General features: G+C 44.3%; 18 protein-coding genes and 1 riboswitch. Of the genes, 5 read left to right on the top strand and 13 right to left on the bottom strand.

Annotated elements, in window-relative coordinates; translation table 11 throughout:
* Positions 1-215, top strand: a 215-nt coding sequence (locus tag ACK5MF_RS17805) for an IS3 family transposase (RefSeq protein ID WP_416923146.1), incomplete at its 5' end; no start/stop codon positions are given.
* A 123-nt stretch (positions 216-338) separates the two neighbouring features.
* Here the strand turns inward: ACK5MF_RS17805 and nagZ are convergent.
* Positions 339-1,328, bottom strand: coding sequence for a beta-N-acetylhexosaminidase (gene nagZ, locus ACK5MF_RS17800; RefSeq protein ID WP_416923868.1), 990 nt, complete (start codon positions 1,326-1,328; stop codon positions 339-341).
* 99 nt (positions 1,329-1,427) lie between these two features.
* On the opposite strand from nagZ, the gene ACK5MF_RS17795 reads away from it, so the two are divergent.
* On the top strand, positions 1,428-2,540 hold the full coding sequence (locus ACK5MF_RS17795) for an anhydro-N-acetylmuramic acid kinase (RefSeq protein ID WP_416923867.1): 1,113 nt from the start codon (positions 1,428-1,430) through the stop codon (positions 2,538-2,540).
* Between the two features lie 78 nt (positions 2,541-2,618).
* Here ACK5MF_RS17795 and ACK5MF_RS17790 read toward each other — a convergent pair whose 3' ends face one another.
* The 4 genes from ACK5MF_RS17790 to ACK5MF_RS17775 all read right to left on the bottom strand — a co-directional run bounded on the left by ACK5MF_RS17790 (position 2,619) and on the right by ACK5MF_RS17775 (position 5,800).
* Positions 2,619-2,954 carry a hypothetical protein gene (locus tag ACK5MF_RS17790; RefSeq protein ID WP_416923866.1) on the bottom strand — a complete coding sequence of 112 codons (336 nt, stop codon included), beginning with the start codon at positions 2,952-2,954 and terminating at the stop codon, positions 2,619-2,621.
* A 128-nt stretch (positions 2,955-3,082) separates the two neighbouring features.
* The gene (locus tag ACK5MF_RS17785) at positions 3,083-3,445 is read right to left on the bottom strand and encodes a PilZ domain-containing protein (protein WP_416923865.1); all 363 of its coding nucleotides are present in this window, start codon (positions 3,443-3,445) and stop codon (positions 3,083-3,085) included.
* Between the two features lie 163 nt (positions 3,446-3,608).
* Positions 3,609-5,399 carry a cation:proton antiporter gene (locus tag ACK5MF_RS17780; protein ID WP_416923864.1) on the bottom strand — a complete coding sequence of 597 codons (1,791 nt, stop codon included), beginning with the start codon at positions 5,397-5,399 and terminating at the stop codon, positions 3,609-3,611.
* A 59-nt stretch (positions 5,400-5,458) separates the two neighbouring features.
* On the bottom strand, positions 5,459-5,800 hold the full coding sequence (locus ACK5MF_RS17775) for a DUF2799 domain-containing protein (protein ID WP_416923863.1): 342 nt from the start codon (positions 5,798-5,800) through the stop codon (positions 5,459-5,461).
* Positions 5,801-6,103: 303 nt separating this feature from the next.
* On the opposite strand from ACK5MF_RS17775, the gene ACK5MF_RS17770 reads away from it, so the two are divergent.
* Positions 6,104-7,588 carry a carbon starvation protein A gene (locus ACK5MF_RS17770; protein ID WP_416923862.1) on the top strand — a complete coding sequence of 495 codons (1,485 nt, stop codon included), beginning with the start codon at positions 6,104-6,106 and terminating at the stop codon, positions 7,586-7,588.
* Positions 7,589-7,682: 94 nt separating this feature from the next.
* On the opposite strand, the gene ispH is transcribed toward ACK5MF_RS17770, so the two are convergent.
* The 6 genes from ispH to murJ form a co-directional block, all read right to left on the bottom strand.
* Positions 7,683-8,645 carry a 4-hydroxy-3-methylbut-2-enyl diphosphate reductase gene (ispH, locus tag ACK5MF_RS17765; protein WP_416923861.1) on the bottom strand — a complete coding sequence of 321 codons (963 nt, stop codon included), beginning with the start codon at positions 8,643-8,645 and terminating at the stop codon, positions 7,683-7,685.
* Between the two features lie 22 nt (positions 8,646-8,667).
* Positions 8,668-9,099, bottom strand: coding sequence for an FKBP-type peptidyl-prolyl cis-trans isomerase (gene fkpB, locus ACK5MF_RS17760; protein WP_416923860.1), 432 nt, complete (start codon positions 9,097-9,099; stop codon positions 8,668-8,670).
* A gap of 131 nt (positions 9,100-9,230) precedes the next feature.
* Positions 9,231-9,737, bottom strand: a complete 507-nt coding sequence (gene lspA, locus ACK5MF_RS17755) for a signal peptidase II (RefSeq protein ID WP_416923859.1) — start codon at positions 9,735-9,737, stop codon at positions 9,231-9,233.
* A gap of 14 nt (positions 9,738-9,751) precedes the next feature.
* Entirely contained in the window at positions 9,752-12,613 is a 2,862-nt protein-coding gene (gene ileS, locus ACK5MF_RS17750; protein WP_416923858.1) for an isoleucine--tRNA ligase, read from the bottom strand.
* Positions 12,614-12,677: 64 nt separating this feature from the next.
* A complete protein-coding gene (gene ribF / locus ACK5MF_RS17745; protein WP_416923857.1) occupies positions 12,678-13,613 on the bottom strand; it encodes a bifunctional riboflavin kinase/FAD synthetase in 936 nt (311 codons plus the stop codon).
* Positions 13,614-13,684: 71 nt separating this feature from the next.
* Positions 13,685-15,247 carry a murein biosynthesis integral membrane protein MurJ gene (gene murJ / locus ACK5MF_RS17740; RefSeq protein WP_416923856.1) on the bottom strand — a complete coding sequence of 521 codons (1,563 nt, stop codon included), beginning with the start codon at positions 15,245-15,247 and terminating at the stop codon, positions 13,685-13,687.
* Between the two features lie 259 nt (positions 15,248-15,506).
* On the opposite strand from murJ, the gene rpsT reads away from it, so the two are divergent.
* Complete coding sequence (rpsT, locus tag ACK5MF_RS17735; RefSeq protein WP_042484294.1) at positions 15,507-15,767, top strand: 30S ribosomal protein S20; 261 nt, start codon at positions 15,507-15,509, stop codon at positions 15,765-15,767.
* A 98-nt stretch (positions 15,768-15,865) separates the two neighbouring features.
* Here the strand turns inward: rpsT and ACK5MF_RS17730 are convergent, their stop codons facing one another.
* Positions 15,866-16,159: an ArsR/SmtB family transcription factor gene (locus tag ACK5MF_RS17730; RefSeq protein ID WP_416923855.1), complete on the bottom strand. Its 294-nt coding sequence runs from the start codon at positions 16,157-16,159 to the stop codon at positions 15,866-15,868.
* 270 nt (positions 16,160-16,429) lie between these two features.
* Entirely contained in the window at positions 16,430-17,320 is an 891-nt protein-coding gene (gene nhaR, locus ACK5MF_RS17725; protein ID WP_416923854.1) for a transcriptional activator NhaR, read from the bottom strand.
* Positions 17,321-17,546: 226 nt separating this feature from the next.
* A riboswitch (purine riboswitch) is annotated at positions 17,547-17,646 on the top strand.
* Positions 17,647-17,760: 114 nt separating this feature from the next.
* Here nhaR and ACK5MF_RS17720 point away from each other — a divergent pair.
* Positions 17,761-18,139: adenosine deaminase family protein (locus tag ACK5MF_RS17720; RefSeq protein WP_416923853.1), on the top strand; the 379-nt coding region annotated here is incomplete at its 3' end.

The raw sequence follows: 18,139 nt of genomic DNA, 5'->3' as shown, positions 1-18,139 counted from the left end.
CGAGAAAAGGAAACTGTTTAGATAATGCAGTGGCTGAAAACTTCTTCGCTTTACTCAAAACAGAGATGTATCACGGTCAAAGCTTCACTGATGCTGATGAACTGATTGCAAATATCGAAGAATATATAGAGTATTACAATACAAAACGGATTAAGGTGAAATTTAAAGGCCTGACTCCGATAGAATATCGAAATCAGGCCTTGCAAGCCGCTTAACAGAAATGTCCAACTTTATGGGGTCACTTCAGACCGCGGGAACGAGAATTATGTCTTTTTGAGCTTAACTGACAGACATTACTCCTTACGGAGTCTTTTCTTTGCTGTACTGACGCATACGAATTAGTTGTGCTCGTCTATAATTCGCCGCATCGCAGATACAGCTTGCTTCCACTCTTGCGTTGATGTGAGTTGTTGATAACTAAAGTTCTGCTTCTTCAACAGTTGCTCAGCTTGAGTAACCTCAACAATTGCCAGGTTATCCAACACTTCAACCGCCGCTTCACGCTTATTGCACATTAAAATCATATCGCAACCTGCATCGAGCGCTTGTTGTGAACGCTCTGCTGGAGAGCCCATGATTGCGGCGCCTTCCATGTTTAAATCGTCAGAAAAGACAACGCCTTTGAATCCCATTTCTTGACGCAGTACCTTTTTCAACCAATAAGGCGAACCACTGGCAGGCTGGTCATCAAAATGTGGATAGATAACATGAGCCGGCATCATGGCATCAAGAATTCCTGCTTCAATCTGAGCTTTAAAAATCGAGATATCATCGCTGATGACTTCACGTTCATCGTAAGGGGTTTCTAAATGGGAATCCGCAATCACCGCGCCATGACCAGGAAAGTGCTTACCAGTGGTTGCCATCCCTACTGATTTCATTCCCTGCATAAAGGCGCTACTGTGTTTAAGTACTGTTGCGACATCTTCACCAAACGCACGGTTGCCAATGGCACGACATTCAAAGCCTTTATCCAGCACAGGCGCAAAACTCAAATCGACATCGTGAGCAATCAGCTCTGCGGCCATTAACCAACCACCTTGTTTTGCCAACTCTACGCCGTTTTCGCACTTCGCATACCATTGAGCGGCGGGAATTTTACTAAAACCTTGGCGAAAACGCTGAACTCGACCGCCCTCTTGATCAACACCGATTAACATAGGACGCTTTGCCGCCTGGCGAATAGCTTTGTTTAACGCCAACAGTTGTTGGTTATCATGATAATTACGAGCAAACAAAATGACGCCACCAACCGTAGGATGCTGCAAAACTTCGCGATCTTCTGCGGTTAATTCATAGCCTTCCACATCAAGCCATAACGGTCCCATTATTTCTCCTAAGTTCAAAATTTGTCGCTGCGAGTGAGGTTATTCAGTTTAATTTTCAATTACAATGAGTTTGTTGAGATCTGACGGCGAGATTACATAATGAGTGAGCGAGAACTGTACATAGGAATTATGTCTGGAACCAGTCTGGATGGCGTTGATAGCGCTTTGGTGGCGATACAAGACGATAAAATAGAACTCATCGAGCACGATTTCTTTGCATTTCCTGCTGATCTCAAATCTCGCGTATTGAATATTTGTATTGGTCAGGCAACTTACTTACCAGAAATTGGCGAGATCGATCATGAACTTGGTCATCTGTTTGCCGACGCAGCCTTGGCTCTGGTTGAGAAAGCAAATGTTGATAAACAACAGATCCGCGCCATTGGCAGCCATGGACAAACCGTGTTCCATCAGCCTAATGGTGCCAAGCCTTTTACCATGCAATTGGGCGACAGCAATATCATCGCGGCTAAAACGGGGATTACCACCGTTGCAGATTTCAGACGTAAAGATATGGCATTGGGCGGTCAAGGCGCACCTTTGGTTCCAGCATTTCACCATACTATTTTTCAAGTGACAGACTCGTGCGTGGTGGTGCTCAATATTGGTGGCATCGCTAACATCTCAGTACTAAAACCTAACGGTGAAGTGATTGGCTATGATACAGGTCCGGGCAACATGCTGATGGATTCATGGTGTCAACTTAACTGGCATGAGGGATACGACAAAGATGCTTGCCAAGCTAAACAAGGAAAAGTGATCCCTGAGTTGCTGGCACGTTTTTGTCAGGAACCCTATTTGTCAGAACCCGCGCCGAAAAGCACAGGACGTGAGCTGTTTAACTTGCCTTGGTTAGAGCAACATCTGCAAGACACTCATTACTCATCACAGGACGTTATTCGTACTTTGTGTGAATTTACCGCTGTGACTATTTGCGACCAAGTGGCTAAGTTTGTGTTTGGACCACAGCCAGAGCTGTTAGTTTGCGGCGGCGGCGCACAAAACCCGCTGCTGATGGAAAGAATTCATTCTCTTCTACCTGACTGGACCGTTGCCCCGACTATCAGTAAAGGGGTAGACAGCGACTATATGGAAGCGATGGCGTTTGCATGGCTTGCCCAACGTAGAATGCATCATTTGCCAAGTAACTTACCTGCTGTTACCGGAGCATCCCGTCTTGCAAGCTTAGGCGTCGTATACTTTGCGAATTAGTATACTTTGCGAATTAATATACTTTGCGAATTAATTGTTCAAATACCGCGCCTTGGCGCACTTTCTAGCGCGGTACATTTAATTACCCTCCGCACTGATAGTTGCATCCATGCCAAATGCTTTCCTAAGCTTCACTTCGGTTTCAACATCGTATTGAGTTGGTTTTTTGGGGTAGTTTAAGTGACAAAGTGGTAAGCCCAACGACAAACCCACGATCATAGCAAACTCAAACCAGAAGGTTTCAAATCTAGCATCCATAGTCGAAGCACCGTAGAACGCTGCGAGAGAAATGCCGAGAGTAGCAGCTAGACAAATTGGCACTTTAGCTAATAGCCAAAAAATCCTCTTGCGTTCCCATACTTTCATTCGTTGTTTCAGGTTCATAACTTGTTTTGGGAAAACTTGTGTCGTCATATCTACCAACTCCTTTATAAATATAATAATACACCACGATAACGACCGAATTATGCATACCCCATTGTTTACTTTTAGTTAGATTGGCGCACTTAATTAAACGTTAATGTTTGACTTGGAATGTTCAATTACAACTCTTTGGGTATATCTTCTAAGGTCGTTTCGAGTTCGTTGATTAGGTCGATTTCTTCATCTGAGATAGTTTGCCCCTCATTAACCATAAACCCACAAACGTAACCTTCTCTGCCTGGCTTTTGCCAAACAATAGTTCCTCGAATCCCTCTATCTAACGTCTTGATACGCATCGTTGCACCATTCAGATTCAGTTGGTCTTTGCTATAAAGCTGCATACCATGATTGGAAATATCAACGACTCGTACTTGTATCATTGGCTTGAGCCAGCGGTTGAACCAGCAAAACGCTGTAATTTGATGCACTAATGTTGTACGTTCTGACCTGCGGCGGTTCTTAAAAGATACTGTGTTATCCATTGTTTGGCTTCGACTCTGGTTTAATGAATTAATATTTAACGCCTTGCTGATAGAATGTAAGGGAATGAATAGCTATAGCAATATGCCCTCTATCATTTAGGAACATTCCTATTTCATTTTCTGATATTTACTTGTGATGAATAACGTGTACCTTCGGTTCATCCTAAGACGGGGCTTTAATCAATGAAACTACCGTTTCGCCTTCCTTAGGTGCAAATGAATTTAGATCAGAGCAAATTTGCACCCGATTACGCGCATCAACCAAAAACAGCGGCAAAATATAACTGTCCTGATGTTTGTTTAAGTAATCGTCATAAGTGAAGTTTTCACTCAGTTTGGTATGTTTAATTTCACCGCCCTGATTGATCAAACTCGCCAGTTTTTTGTAACTGACATCAGCACCAAGAAAAGACAAACCATGATATTCCTGCGCGACGACGTGTTTATCTTTGGTATTTCCGTTCACTTTGTCATGCAGGCAGAATACCCGTTTATCACCAAAGTCAGATAAAAACTGCATACACGCCATGATATTGAAATGCTTATCCGGGCTGAGCGCTACAACATGTCCGATGCCAATCAAGTTCAGATATTCATCAGCATGACTTGAAATCGGATTGCCGTAATAGTTCTCTAAACCCGCCATTCTCGCTTGGCGAATGTAGTCCCAGTTGGAATCGGTCAGTACAACACGACAATCGTATTTCATGATCGCCAATCCCAACTGACGAGCAACATCATTGGCACCAATGATAAGAAAACCTTTTGGCGCAGGTTCGGCCACGTCAAGCGCTAATGCTATCGGTCTTGCAGTGGCACTTTGCAGAACAACGGTGCCGATAATCACCATAAAGGTCAGTGGTACTAACAGTTCAGCTTCCGTCATTCCCACAGCACTCAGCTTAATGGCGAACAAAGACGAAATAGAAGCCGCGACAATTCCTCGCGGAGCCACCCAAGCAAGAAACAATTTTTCCTTAAACGCTAAACTACTGCGTAAAGTTGACAGCAGTATTGAGACAGGGCGAGAAACCAATTGCATCACAACCAATAACAACACAGCGCTCCAACCTAATGTGGCGAAGTCACTCAACTGAATACGGGCGGCCAGTAAAATAAAAAGACCGGTAATCAACAAGATAGTGAGGTTTTCCTTAAAGTGCAGAATGTGGCGAATATTCACATCCTTGGCGTTAGCCAGCCACATCCCCATCACGGTGACGGTCAACAAACCCGATTCGGATTCAATATGGTTGGAGAATGCAAATATGCCTAACAGCACACTAAGCACGGCGAACGGCTGGAGGTATTCAGGAATCAGCCCTTTACGAAGTAGATAAGCAACCGCTGCGCCAGATAACGCACCAAAGGCTAAGCCAACAGCAATGATTAAAGCAAACACCTGCAGACTATGAGCTTCGCTACTTGAGACAATGAATTCGTACACCATGACGACGAAAAGCGCACCTAGCGGATCGATCAAGATACCTTCCCAACGCAAGATGTTAGACAACCGGGTATTAGGTCTCACTGTTCTTAGTAGCGGGACAATAACAGTTGGGCCGGTCACCACCGTCAAACAAGCAAAGAGAAAAGCAAGCGGCCAATCAAACCCAAGTAAAGCGTGAACGGCAAATGAAGTGATCGCCCACGAGATAAAAGCGCCAATGGAAACAATACTCCAAACTGTATTACTCACACCGCGTATCTCTTTAAAGTTGAGCGTTAAGCTGCCTTCAAACAGAATCACGGCAACTGCCAGAGAGATAAGTGGAAATAACAGTTCACCAAGCAATTGTTGAGGTACAAGAACTCCCGTAATAGGGCCAGCGAGAATACCAGCCAAAAGTAAAAACAAAATAGCAGGCAAACGTAATCGCCAAGCTAACCACTGACAAAACAGACCAACCACACCAACACTGGCTAGAGCTAACGCAAGTGATTCATCGTGCATCGTGGCACCTCAACATCATGAAACTAAAGAATAAAGAGAGGATAAAAAAGTAAATTTAGTTAATTGTTGTATTCATTCCAGCCACGCTGCCATTCCATACGGAATTGCTGCGCCTGATCGGTTCCTTCACATACGCCTTCGTAATACTGACCGCTGACACCAATCTGGTAAGCAACGTTAGGATTACAATATTCTGCGATGCCGGTTGAATAGCCGCTTTCATAATCCGAAACTTGTACATCACCCAATTCAGATAATGTTTTATAAGAACGTTGCGAGTGACCAACCATTCCATCCTGATAACCAATCTGAAACCAATTGCCTTCTTTCGCCAGTTCACTATCGCTTGCCGCACAACCAACAAGTCCTAATATCGCCACCGCCATGATTGTTTTTTTCATTATTTACCTTCAAGTTAGCCAAAAAATTTAAGCCCTTTAGGTATACCACTGATTGTTCATTCTTTCCTGTTAAATCAACACACATAGTTACTCTGTTGAATAAACAAGCAACTTAACCCAATAAAGAAACCACTTAACCGAATAAACAAACCATTGACCAATATCAGCAACCGCTTATTTATATTAGAAACCACTTAATTCTCTATTTGACCACTCACTGGGAAAGCGAATGTGGCTAGCCAGAAGAGCGACTACTATGCAAATTGAGCTTATTTCATAATCCAATAACAAAGGACAATCGCTATGTTGTGGTTCCTAACCTGTGTAGCAGCACTACTCGCTGGATATTTCATCTACGGTGCTATCGTAGAGAAAATTTTCGGCATTAACGAAAAACGTAAAACCCCAGCCCACACTAAAGCTGACGGCGTTGACTATGTACCCATGTCAACACCAAAGGTTTATCTTGTTCAATTACTAAACATCGCTGGCGTTGGTCCAATTTTTGGTCCAATCATGGGTGCTCTTTATGGTCCAGCGGCAATGCTATGGATTATCATTGGCTGTATCTTCGCTGGTGCAGTTCACGACTACTTCTCAGGCATGCTTTCCATCCGTAACGGAGGCGCATCAGTGCCAACAATGACGGGTCGTTATTTAGGCAATGGCGCAAAACACTTTATGAACATCTTTGCCATTGTTCTGTTACTCCTTGTTGGTGTGGTATTCGTATCCGCTCCTGCTGGCATGATCACTAACCTGATCAACGAGCAAACTGACCTGACAGTAAGCATGACAACTATGGTTGTTATCATCTTTGCTTACTACATTCTTGCTACTATCGTTCCTGTAGATAAAATCATTGGTCGCTTCTATCCACTATTCGGCGCACTGCTAATTTTCATGTCTGTCGGTCTGATTACTGCTATTGCGTTCTCAAGCGAACACCAAATCCTAGGTGGCTTTGAACCAAGCGACATGTTCAGCAATCTAAACCCTAAAGATATGCCTTTGTGGCCAGCACTGTTCATCACTATCGCTTGTGGTGCTATCTCTGGTTTCCATGCAACTCAATCACCGCTAATGGCGCGTTGTATTGAAAATGAAAAGAATGGTCGTTTCGTATTCTACGGAGCAATGATCGGTGAAGGTATCATCGCACTAATCTGGTGTGCTATTGCGCTATCATTCTTCGATTCATTAGAAGGCCTACAAACAGCGGTTGCTAACGGTGGTCCAGGTAACGTGGTTTACAGCGCTTCATTCGGTCTGTTAGGCGTATTTGGCGGTATCATCGCTTTCCTAGGCGTAGTTATCCTACCAATCACTTCTGGTGACACAGCATTCCGTTCAAGCCGTCTAATCCTTGCTGAATACTTCAACATGGAGCAAAAAACGCTACGTAACCGTCTATTTATGGCGCTACCATTATTCGTTATCGGCGGTATCCTGACTCAGGTAGACTTCGGTATCATTTGGCGCTACTTCGGTTTCGCAAACCAAGTAACAGCAGTAATGATGTTGTGGACAGCATCAGCTTACCTACTACGTCATAACAAGTTCCACTGGATCACGACTGTTCCAGCAGCGTTCATGACTTCAGTATGTATTACCTTCATCCTGAACAATGGTTCGCTAGGCTTTGGCCAATCAATGCAACTATCAACTATCATTGGTGTTGTAGCGGCGCTAGCTATCACAGCTTACGTAATCAAAATCTCTAAAGGCAAAGGCGATACAGAATTCGCTGACGAAGAGAAAGCAGATGGCGTAACTGAAACGGTTTAATTCTGATATTAACGAATACGAAAAGGGCTCCGAATGGAGCCCTTGTTGTTTTCTGACGTCATTCCAGCGAAAGCTGGAATGGACAGGCTCGATATTAATCAACCAGCTTAATCTGTAACTCTTTTGGCACTTCAAAGAACATGTTCTCTTCGCGACCTAGCACTTCTTCGACTGAGTCAGCGCCCAGTTCTTTAATGCGATTAATGATTTGATTCACTAGCTCTTCTGGTGCTGAAGCTCCCGCCGTCACGCCCACTTTACTCTTACCGACAAACCATTCAGGATGCACATCTTCAGGGCAATCGGTCAGATATCCGGGAGTACCCAGTTTCTCTGCCAGCTCTTTTAGACGAGTTGAGTTAGATGAATTTTTCGAGCCGACAACAATCATCACATCCACTTCACTTGCCAGCACTCGCACAGCATCCTGACGGTTTTGTGTGGCGTAACAAATGTCATCTTTACGCGGTCCCTGAATTTTCGGGAAAACTTCGCGCAATTTATCAATCACATCGGACGTTTCGTCAACAGACAATGTGGTTTGGCTGACATAATGCAGATGACTTGGATCTTTCACTTTGCCAAGCAGGGAAACCACATCATCGGGTTTCTCCACCAAATACATACCGCCTTCATCGCTGGCGTATTGCCCCATGGTCCCTTCAACTTCAGGATGCCCAGCGTGACCGATCAGCACCACTTCCATATGCTTACGGCTTGCACGAGCCACTTCCATATGTACTTTAGTTACCAATGGGCACGTTGCATCAAACACGGTCAAATCGCGCTCTTTCGCTTCGATACGTACCGCTTGAGAAACACCATGAGCAGAGAAGATCACAATGTTGTTATCCGGAACTTCATGCAGCTCTTCAACAAAGATCGCACCACGCTGTTTTAGCCCTTCGACCACAAAACGGTTGTGTACCACTTCGTGACGGACATAGATAGGTGGCTGATACATTTCTAGTGCACGTTCTACAATGCTGATGGCACGATCGACACCAGCGCAGAAGCCGCGAGGGTTAGCTAACAGTATTTTCATGTTGTTGCTCATGGGTGTATTTATAAAAAATCAGTTATTCGACAGACAAAATTTCGACATCAAAGATAACATCTTGCCCGGCTAGCGGGTGGTTGAAATCCACCGTCACAGAGTCGCCTGCAATCTCTGTGATAATGCCCGGAATTTCCATACCATCAGGACCACTAAACGCCATAATAGTCCCTACTTCCACCTCAGATTCACCAATAAATCGCGCGCGATCCATATGATGGATGTTGTCTGGGTTCGGTTGTCCAAAAGCATCATCAGCGGTCAGTTCAATCGCCTGATTTTGTCCGGCGACCATCCCGATAAGGCACTGTTCAAAGTTTTCACTTAGGCTGCCATCGCCCATCACAAACTTAGCAGGCTTACCTAAATTATGTGTGCTATCAGCGACAGAGCCATCTTTTAATTTGATAGTAAAATGCAGAGTTACAGCAGAGTTGTGAGTAATCGTTGTCACGTTGGGCTTCCTTTGAGTTATACGAGATCTTTTTGTCTCGTTTTGTTTGTTTTATTTATTGGCTGTTTTCTAACAAAAAGCGCTCTCCGAATCAACGGACAGCGCTTAGGGTTATTCAGCTTTGATAGAATTTACGCCGCTTTTTTACTGCCACGAAAACTATCTAAGATAATCATCGCAGCACCGATACAAATAGCACTATCGGCTAAATTGAAGGCTGGCCAGTGATAATTACCCCAATAAAAATCAAGATAATCAACAACAAACCCGTGAACAACGCGATCAAATACGTTCCCCACCGCACCGCCAATAATCAGTGCATAAGCAATGTTATTCCATTTATCACTGACAGGCAGACGTCTCATCCAAAATGCCAGTAAACCTGTGACAACAAAGGCAATTGCGGTAAAGAACCAACGTTGCCAGCCTGCTTGATCACTTAAAAAGCTAAATGCAGCGCCATAGTTATGAACATACAACAGGTTAAAAAACGGTAGGATTTCAATGCGACTTTCCCATCCGTAACCCATGCCATTCATTACCACCAACTTAATGCCGATGTCAGCGACAAACACCAAGAGGGCCAGCCATAGCCAGCGCACTCCTGATTGTTTTAGCGTTAATGCTTGTTGAGTCATGTAGACGCCTTTGGTTATGCGAATTTACGAACTTCGCCTTCGCCGTCAACGTTCGACACACAGCGACCACAGATTTTCTCATGACCAGCAATAGTGCCAACATCGGCAGTGTGGTGCCAACAACGGTCACATTTCTCTGCTTCAGTTTTGCTTACCTGAACAAACAGACCTTTGATCTCCGTTTCATGTGCAGCTTCTGTCTTCTCTGAAACAGGTTTAACCGCAGCTTTAGAAGTCAGCAGTACAAAGCGCAGTTCATCTTCGAGTTTGTTGATCTTCGCCGCGAGTGCGTCTTCAGCAAACAGCGTCACTTCAGCTTGCAGCGAACCACCGATGGTTTTCTCGTTACGTGCATTTTCAAGCAGCTTGTTCACAGCACCACGGATTTCCTGAATTTCAGTCCAGAATTCGTTGTTTAGCTCTTCACCTTCAGCAAGATCAAACAAACCTTGGTACCACTCACCCGTGAAGACAAACTTGCTGCGCTCTTCACCGTTTTCCTGCTTCGCTGGCATTTCGTTCCAGATTTCATCTGCAGTGAATGACATGATTGGCGCCATCCAACGAACAAGTGCTTCTACGATGTAGTACAGCGCGGTTTGACAGCTACGTTGAGCGTTGCCGCCTTTCTTCGCTGTGTACTGACGGTCTTTAATCACGTCTAAGTAGAAAGAACCCATTTCCACAGAACAGAAATGCATTAGGCGCTGAACAACCGCGTGAGTGTTGTATTCATCGAAAGCTTTAACAATTTCTTGTTGAGCCGCTAGCGCGCGTGCCACAGCCCAACGATCCAGTGCCACCATATCTTCCGCTGCAACCATGTCGGTTGCTGGGTTGAAGCCGTTGAGGTTCGCCAGGAAGAAACGCGCCGTGTTACGGATACGACGGTATGAGTCTGCACTGCGTTTTAGGATCTCATCAGAAACCGCAACTTCACCGGTGTAGTCAGTTGAAGCAACCCATAGACGCAGAATATCGGCACCCAATTTGTTAGTAACATCTTTAGGAGCAACCACGTTACCGATAGATTTAGACATCTTACGGCCTTGCCCATCAACCACGAAACCGTGAGTCAACACTTCTTTGTACGGTGCTTTACCTTTCATCGCGATAGATGAAATCAGAGAAGACTGGAACCAGCCACGGTGCTGGTCAGAACCTTCTAGGTACATATCAGCTTCCGCGCCATTGAACTCTTCACGGTTATCAACCACGGCATAGTGAGTCACACCTGAGTCAAACCATACGTCTAGCGTGTCTAATACTTTTTCGTATTTCTCAGCATCGGCACCAAGCAGTTCGGCAGGTTCAACATCCCACCATGCTTGAATACCTTTTTCTTCTACCAGCTTAGCCACTTTCTCAATCAGCTCAGCACTGTTTGGATGAAGTTCAGAGGTTTCTTTATGAACGAACAGAGCAATAGGCACGCCCCAAGTACGTTGACGAGATACACACCATTCAGGACGACCTTCGATCATACCTTCAATACGGCTTTGACCCCATTCAGGCATCCATTGCACGCTCTTGATGGATTTCAGAGCTTGGGCACGAAGACCCGCTTGATCCATAGAAACGAACCATTGTGGTGTTGCACGGAAGATAATTGGTGTTTTATGACGCCAGCAGTGTGGATAACTGTGCTCATAAGCGTGATGATGCAGTAAAGCGCCTTTCTCTTTTAGCAACTCAACAACCGCATCGTTGGCTTTAAATACGTGTTGGCCAGCAAAATACTCAGTGTCTGGAAGGTATACCCCGTTGGAACCTACAGGGTTCGCTACTTCCAGCCCGTACTGTTGACCAACGGCGAAGTCTTCCTGACCGTGGCCAGGAGCGGTGTGAACCACACCAGTACCTGAATCTGTTGTCACGTGATCGCCAAGGATCGCCGGAACAGTGAAGTTGTAGAATGGGTGTTGGAACTGAGTCAGCTCAAGGTCACTACCTTTGGCAAAACCTAGATTATGGAAATGTTCGATACCCGCACGATCCATCACGGATTTTGCCAGTTCAGAAGCAACTATAATACGCTCTGGCTGCTGATCTTTTTCAGCAGCGCCTTCAACTTGGATAAGAACGTACTCAAGATCATGGCGTAGACACACCGCGCGGTTCGCCGGAAGCGTCCATGGCGTTGTTGTCCAGATGACGATTGAAACATCACCTTCACCTGCGTGGCCAGATTGAAGAGCAAACTTAGCAAGCAGTGCAGCTTCATCAGCCGCTTTGAAACGTACATCAATAGATGGCGATACTTTGTTTTTGTATTCCACTTCGGCTTCAGCCAGTGCACTGCCACAATCTGTACACCAGTGAACAGGTTTGAAACCTTTTAGTAAGTGGCCGTTATCGGCAATTTTACCTAGCGCACGAATAATGTTTGCTTCAGTAGCAAAATCCATAGTGCGGTAAGGTTTATCCCACTCACCAAGAATACCAAGACGTTTGAAGCCTTCTTTTTGGCCTTCAACCTGACCCGCAGCGTATTCACGACATTTTTCGCGGAATTCTGCTGCGGTGACTTTTTGTCCGGGTTTGCCCACTTTCTTTTCTACCATCAATTCAATTGGCAGGCCGTGACAGTCCCAACCTGGAATGTACGGTGAATCAAAACCAGAAAGTGTTTTAGATTTAACAATAATGTCTTTAAGAATCTTATTGAGTGCGTGACCAATGTGAATATCACCGTTGGCATATGGAGGGCCATCATGCAGGATGAAAGATTTTTTGCCTTTTTTAGCTTTACGGATTGCACCGTATAGATCTTCTTGATACCAACGCTCTAACATTGCTGGCTCACGTTTAGCCAGATCACCGCGCATTGGGAACCCTGTCTCTGGTAAATTCAGGGTATTTTTATAGTCACTCATCGATTCTTAATTCCGTTGTATTGGGCGAAGTTAGACATTATTTTTAACCAGTGGAATCAACTGGTTAATTCTTAAACTGAAGCAACCACACCCTAGCCGCTTCAGCATCCAATTCTATTTGTTGTTTAAGTGCATCAAATGACTCAAACTTTTTCTCATCTCTTAGCTTATGCAAAAGTGCTACTTCTAACTGCTTTCCATACAAATTGCCCTGGAAGTCAAATAAGTGCACTTCTAACTGCTGGCGAACACCATTGACTGTGGGTCGCTGACCGATATTTGCCACGCCGCCAACAGGTTGCTCACCGAGCTCATAAGCTTCGACAACATACACACCAGACACAGGTGAAACACAGCGTTTTAGTGGAATATTTGCCGTAGGAAAACCAATAGTACGACCCAGTTTTCGACCATGGGAAACTCGACCGCTGATACTATAGCTTCTTCCCAGCATTTCTGACGTTCCCGCCAGATCGTTTTCAGACAACGATTCTCGAATCGCCGTACTACTCACACGAAGCTTTTCTAAGCAGAAACTTTCCGTGCTGACGACGTCAAAACCGTACTTTTGCCCAGCCTCTTTGAGCATAGCAAAATTACCTTTGCGCTCACGACCAAAACAAAAATCATCGCCGACAACCAGAAACTTAACACCCAAACGTTTTACCAACAAGTCACAGATAAAAGTGTCCGCATCTAAACTGGCAAAATGATGGTTAAAATTCACACACAATAGCCTATCAATATCAAGTTTGCTCAATTGGACAAACTTATCTCTCAGGCGAGTTAACCGAGCTGGCGCTTTGTCTTTTAAGAACAGCTCCATAGGTTGCGGTTCAAATGTCATTACCACTGAAGGTAATTCTAGCAACTTTGCCTGTTCAGCGACTTTGTGAAGAACTCGCTGATGCCCTAAATGAACACCGTCAAAATTACCAATCGTCAACACACAACCATTATGCTGTGGTTTGATGTTATGAATACCGCGTATTAATTCCATTGGAATACGTTTAAAACCTATAGTTCTCAGTTATATTGGTGCGAAACTGGCGGATTATACCCTAATTAACATTATTCTGTCGCCGCTTTTAAGTCCTTTAGGCGTAAGCCCAGAATCAATGCGGTGAACAAGTAAACAATTGCCCCCAAACCGATCAGCGCAGCCAACATTAATGCACGCTGATGGAAACTCCACTGCAACCAAACAGACATCTCCTGCAACTGCCATAAAATGGCCACCACCATAGCGCCACCAGCAATCATTAGGCGAGCAAAAAACAACACGGTTTTGCGTGAAAGTCGGTAAACACCTTGTTGGTGCAAACCGTTATAAAGCAGAGCCATATTAATGAAGGCAGAGAGTGCCGTCGCTGCTGCTAGACCAACGAAGCCGTAGAACCAAGCAAAAATGCCGTTAAACACCATGTTACTCACCATAGCGATAATGCCGTAACGAACTGGAGTTTTGGTATCCTGACGCGAGTAATAACCTGGTGCGAGGACCTTGATTAACATAAAGTTCAACAGACCGGACGCATACGCCAACAGTGACATCGAAGCTTGCGCAACATCGTTAGGCGAAAACTCTCCGCGCATAAAAAGCACCATCAGCATAGGTTTTGCCAACACCATCAAACCTAACATGGCTGGAATACCTAATAAGGTCACCATTCGCACGCCCCAATCCATAGTATGGGCAAAACCTTCACTATGGGCGTCCACATGCTTGCGTGACAGTGCCGGTAGAATAACAGTTGCTATCGCGATACCGAACAAACCCAGTGGAAATTCCAATAAACGATCAGAGTAATAAAGCCAACTGATAGAACCGGTTTGCAGAAAACTGGCAACAAAGGAATCAAATAGAAGGTTAATCTGGCTCACTGACACACCAAACAAAGCTGGAATCATCAAAGTGCGAATTTTGACCACGCCAGGATCTTTCCAGCCCCATTTCGGCTTAACCAACGCGCCAGCTTTGATCAAAAACGGCAGTTGGAATAAAAACTGAGCTAAACCACCTAAAAATACACCTATTGCTAAGCCGATCTCTGGCTGTTCCAGACTTGGTGAGATATACCAAGCTGAAAGAATCATCATTACGTTGAGAAATACCGGCGTGAAAGAGGAGACCGCGAACTTACCGAGGGTATTTAATATCGCGCCCGATAAAGCAACAAAGGTAATAAACCATAAATAAGGAAAGGTGATCTTGAGCAGTAAACTCGCCAATTCGAATTTTGCCGCCGCTGGGCCATCATTCAGCCAATCAAGAAACCAGCCCGCGCCAAACACCGCGGTGACAACACCAGAGAACACAATACCAAGCAGTGTCACGATAGAAACTAAGACGCCTAATGTGCCCGACGCTTTGGCGATCAAGTCTCGCGTTTTTTCCTTATCACCAGAGGCATGATATTCCGTCAAAACCGGAACAAAGGCTTGAGAGAACGCACCTTCGGCAAATAAGCGACGCAGAAAGTTAGGAATACGGTTGGCGAAGAAGAAGACGTCTGCGCTGGCACCGGCTCCCATAAGATTTGCCACGACAATATCACGCACTAATCCCAGCACGCGGGAAATAAGTGTCATAGCACTGACAATCATGCCAGACTTGAGTAAGCGTTTGCTCACGATAACCTCGAAAAACAAGCTAAAACAACATAGTCGCACCCTGAATGCAAAGAATGTCATCCAGAGTGTAGATAAGTATTAGCATTGAAAAAAAAATACTGTTAGAATCCACGCCATCTTAACCGCGAAGACCTTTTTATACCAAACTTGTTTGGTGCAGGTGGGTTTTTGCACAAATCATTTGACATTTTAGAGCAAATAGGGGATATTCCTCGCCCTTAAAATGTTACCTAACGAAAAGTTTTTGGGAGTTAGACCCTTGGCAAATAGTAAATCTGCTAAGAAGCGCGCTATCCAAGCTGAGAAACGTCGCCAGCACAATGCTAGCCGTCGTTCTATGATGCGCACTTACATGAAGAAAACTGTTGCTGCTATCCAAGCAGGCGACAAAGAAACTGCAACTGCTGCTTTCGCTGTAGTTACACCAATCCTAGACCGCATGGCGACTAAAGGCCTTATTCACAAGAATAAAGCAGCTCGTCATAAGTCTCGCTTCGCTGCAGCTATCAAAGCTCTATAATTCTGGCTTGAATTATCAGCGATGAAAAAAACCGGCTTCTGCCGGTTTTTTTATCTCTGTTTTTTAAGATCCGAATGTCGCGCTTTAAGATTTTGCCATCAACTGCAGTACATACCGTGCAGTAGTTCGATCATTTTTTTCACTTCATCGCTGCTTAGCGTATAAAAGACGGTCTGCGCTGATTTACGAGTGTTGACTAACCCGTCACGTCTCAACCAGGCTAAATGCTGCGAGAGTGCTGATTGGCTTAGTTCGAGCTTTCCGCATAACTCACCAACCGACAATTCGTTGTTGTGTAGCAAGCAAAGAATCTGCAAACGCCTTTCATTCGCCATCGCTTTCAATAAAACAACAGCTTGAGCGGAATTCTTTTCCATTTCTTGTAAATTCATGAATTAAGTCCCCTAGGAACAACTTCTAAACGCTCTTTAAGTCGACATGATTAACTAATTCAACTAGTTATGCGGCATATTAGCGGGGTAAAGTGTTTTAATAGTATCAGTTAATGTTATTTCTGCGACGCGTCTGAATTCTTAATGACTCATAATTGGCGTCTTTTATTACTGCTCGTATTACTGCTCGAATTAATTAGCTCTGTGTAATAATTGTTCTTTTTATCAAATTGTGTGACGTTAATCCAACTGTAAATAATGACTAACGTCTCATTCGAACAATTTAGTAAAATCTGCGTCACAAATATTTTTTACTGCCGGATGCTGAATCATACGTTCAGCAAAGATCACGTAATACTCTTCTTTAACTTCACCGATAGGCGCAATAAGCTGTAGCGAAGAGTCATCAACCACTTCAGTAACATAAAGCAAAGGCGCTAAGAAAATAGCCTCGGGGTGATAACGAGCAAAAGCTTTCATTAGTGCCGAATCATCGAACTCACCTAAAATGTTTGGCTGGATCCCCTGATGATCGAACCACTGACGGACTTTTCTTCCCATTGAGGTTCGGCTTCCCGGCATCAGCAGCTTACGCTGTTCTAAAACCGCAGGAAATGACACTTTGCCGAGATGATTTCTGGCAAAGAACCCCATCTTGCTCTCGCCCAATTTTTTACTAAACAATCCCGGGCTTTGGCTGGAATCAACCGGGCAGTCAGAAAGAATCATGTCTAATTTGTGCTGTGATAACTGCTCAAGCAGAAGTTCGTGCGTCGATTCAAAACAGCGCAAATGAATGCTGTTGTTTTCCGGAATGGTCGTCATCAAGATTTTGCTGACCAATCTTTTGGACAGTGCATCGGCAACACCCACGTCAAATAGCACGTTCGAACGTTGACTATAGTTAACGATATCCAGCATCTCATAACTTAAGCCAAACATACGATCAGCGTATTTAAAAACCAATTGCCCAAGCTCGGTGGGCTCAATACTTCTGCCATTACGTTTAGTCAGTTTACCATCCATCCGCTCTTCAAAAGCTTTAATCTGCCCCGTTACCGTCTGAGGTGTCAGGAACAAAGCATCCGCGGCTTTAGTAACCGAACCTTGCTTGCAGACCATCCAGAAATAGTAGAGATGGTTATAGTTAAGATGTGACATAGTGCTGGAGACTCAGTAGTAAAATATTCGATAAGGTATCGCAAACAGTAGGCAGCAAGCAACAAACTCGAAAAAATCGAACCAATAAGACACTAAGCATGGTATTTACGAAAATATCACATTGAGAAAGCACTTCTTTTAAGGGCGCTTTTTAAACCTGCAATTTAAATACAAACTCTGCTTATTGTTAAAAGTGGCAATTAGCAATAATTACGTTATCATTTGTTGAAAATAGTATAAGTTGCTTCGTATAACCCCACTGATACGGTGTGGGGGTCTCTACCAGAATCCGTAAAATTCTGATTACGAAGAGTTAAGCGAATAGGTTGTCGCTTTCTCTTTGTATGGGCTCTGTTTACCTCACGTACCTCTAAAGGTCATAAAGGTAAAACACCACTCAAGATGAAAAGCGATTAATCACATGAGGATTAAGAGCATATATGAAACCATTTATCCAGAAACTGCCGAAAGTCGAGCTACATTTGCACATTGAAGGTTCTCTTGAGCCTGAGTTGATGTTTGAACTGGCAAAACGTAACCACATAGATATTCCTTTTTCTTCGCCAGAAGAAGTTCGTGCCGCTTATCAGTTTTCCAACCTACAGTCATTTCTCGATATCTATTATCAGGGTGCTAACGTCCTCATTCACGAGCAAGATTTCTTTGACCTAACCTGGGCATATATGCTTCGTTGTAAGCAAGATAACGTTATCCATACTGAAATTTTCTTTGACCCACAAACTCATACCGACCGTGGAATCGCATTTGAAACCGTGATCAATGGTATTAGTCGTGCACTGGAAAAAGCACAACACGAGT

This window comes from Vibrio sp. (assembly GCF_047973365.1).
Lineage (GTDB): Bacteria > Pseudomonadota > Gammaproteobacteria > Enterobacterales > Vibrionaceae > Vibrio.
The sequence above is the reverse complement of the archived record's forward strand: the minus strand, read 5'-3'. Positions and strand labels throughout refer to the sequence as shown.

What these genes read in the sequence shown, in the direction of transcription:
- ACK5MF_RS17775 (WP_416923863.1), bottom strand. Translation starts at nt 5,800, where the DNA reads ATGAAAAAAACAATCATGGCGGTGGCGATATTAGGACTTGTTGGTTGT.
- ACK5MF_RS17780 (WP_416923864.1), bottom strand. Translation starts at nt 5,399, where the DNA reads ATGCACGATGAATCACTTGCGTTAGCTCTAGCCAGTGTTGGTGTGGTT.
- ACK5MF_RS17730 (WP_416923855.1), bottom strand. Translation starts at nt 16,159, where the DNA reads ATGAATTTACAAGAAATGGAAAAGAATTCCGCTCAAGCTGTTGTTTTA.
- ispH (WP_416923861.1), bottom strand. Translation starts at nt 8,645, where the DNA reads ATGAGCAACAACATGAAAATACTGTTAGCTAACCCTCGCGGCTTCTGC.
- ACK5MF_RS17770 (WP_416923862.1), top strand. Translation starts at nt 6,104, where the DNA reads ATGTTGTGGTTCCTAACCTGTGTAGCAGCACTACTCGCTGGATATTTC.
- ileS (WP_416923858.1), bottom strand. Translation starts at nt 12,613, where the DNA reads ATGAGTGACTATAAAAATACCCTGAATTTACCAGAGACAGGGTTCCCA.
- nhaR (WP_416923854.1), bottom strand. Translation starts at nt 17,320, where the DNA reads ATGTCACATCTTAACTATAACCATCTCTACTATTTCTGGATGGTCTGC.
- ACK5MF_RS17795 (WP_416923867.1), top strand. Translation starts at nt 1,428, where the DNA reads ATGAGTGAGCGAGAACTGTACATAGGAATTATGTCTGGAACCAGTCTG.
- ACK5MF_RS17785 (WP_416923865.1), bottom strand. Translation starts at nt 3,445, where the DNA reads ATGGATAACACAGTATCTTTTAAGAACCGCCGCAGGTCAGAACGTACA.
- ACK5MF_RS17790 (WP_416923866.1), bottom strand. Translation starts at nt 2,954, where the DNA reads ATGACGACACAAGTTTTCCCAAAACAAGTTATGAACCTGAAACAACGA.
- lspA (WP_416923859.1), bottom strand. Translation starts at nt 9,737, where the DNA reads ATGACTCAACAAGCATTAACGCTAAAACAATCAGGAGTGCGCTGGCTA.
- nagZ (WP_416923868.1), bottom strand. Translation starts at nt 1,328, where the DNA reads ATGGGACCGTTATGGCTTGATGTGGAAGGCTATGAATTAACCGCAGAA.
- ribF (WP_416923857.1), bottom strand. Translation starts at nt 13,613, where the DNA reads ATGGAATTAATACGCGGTATTCATAACATCAAACCACAGCATAATGGT.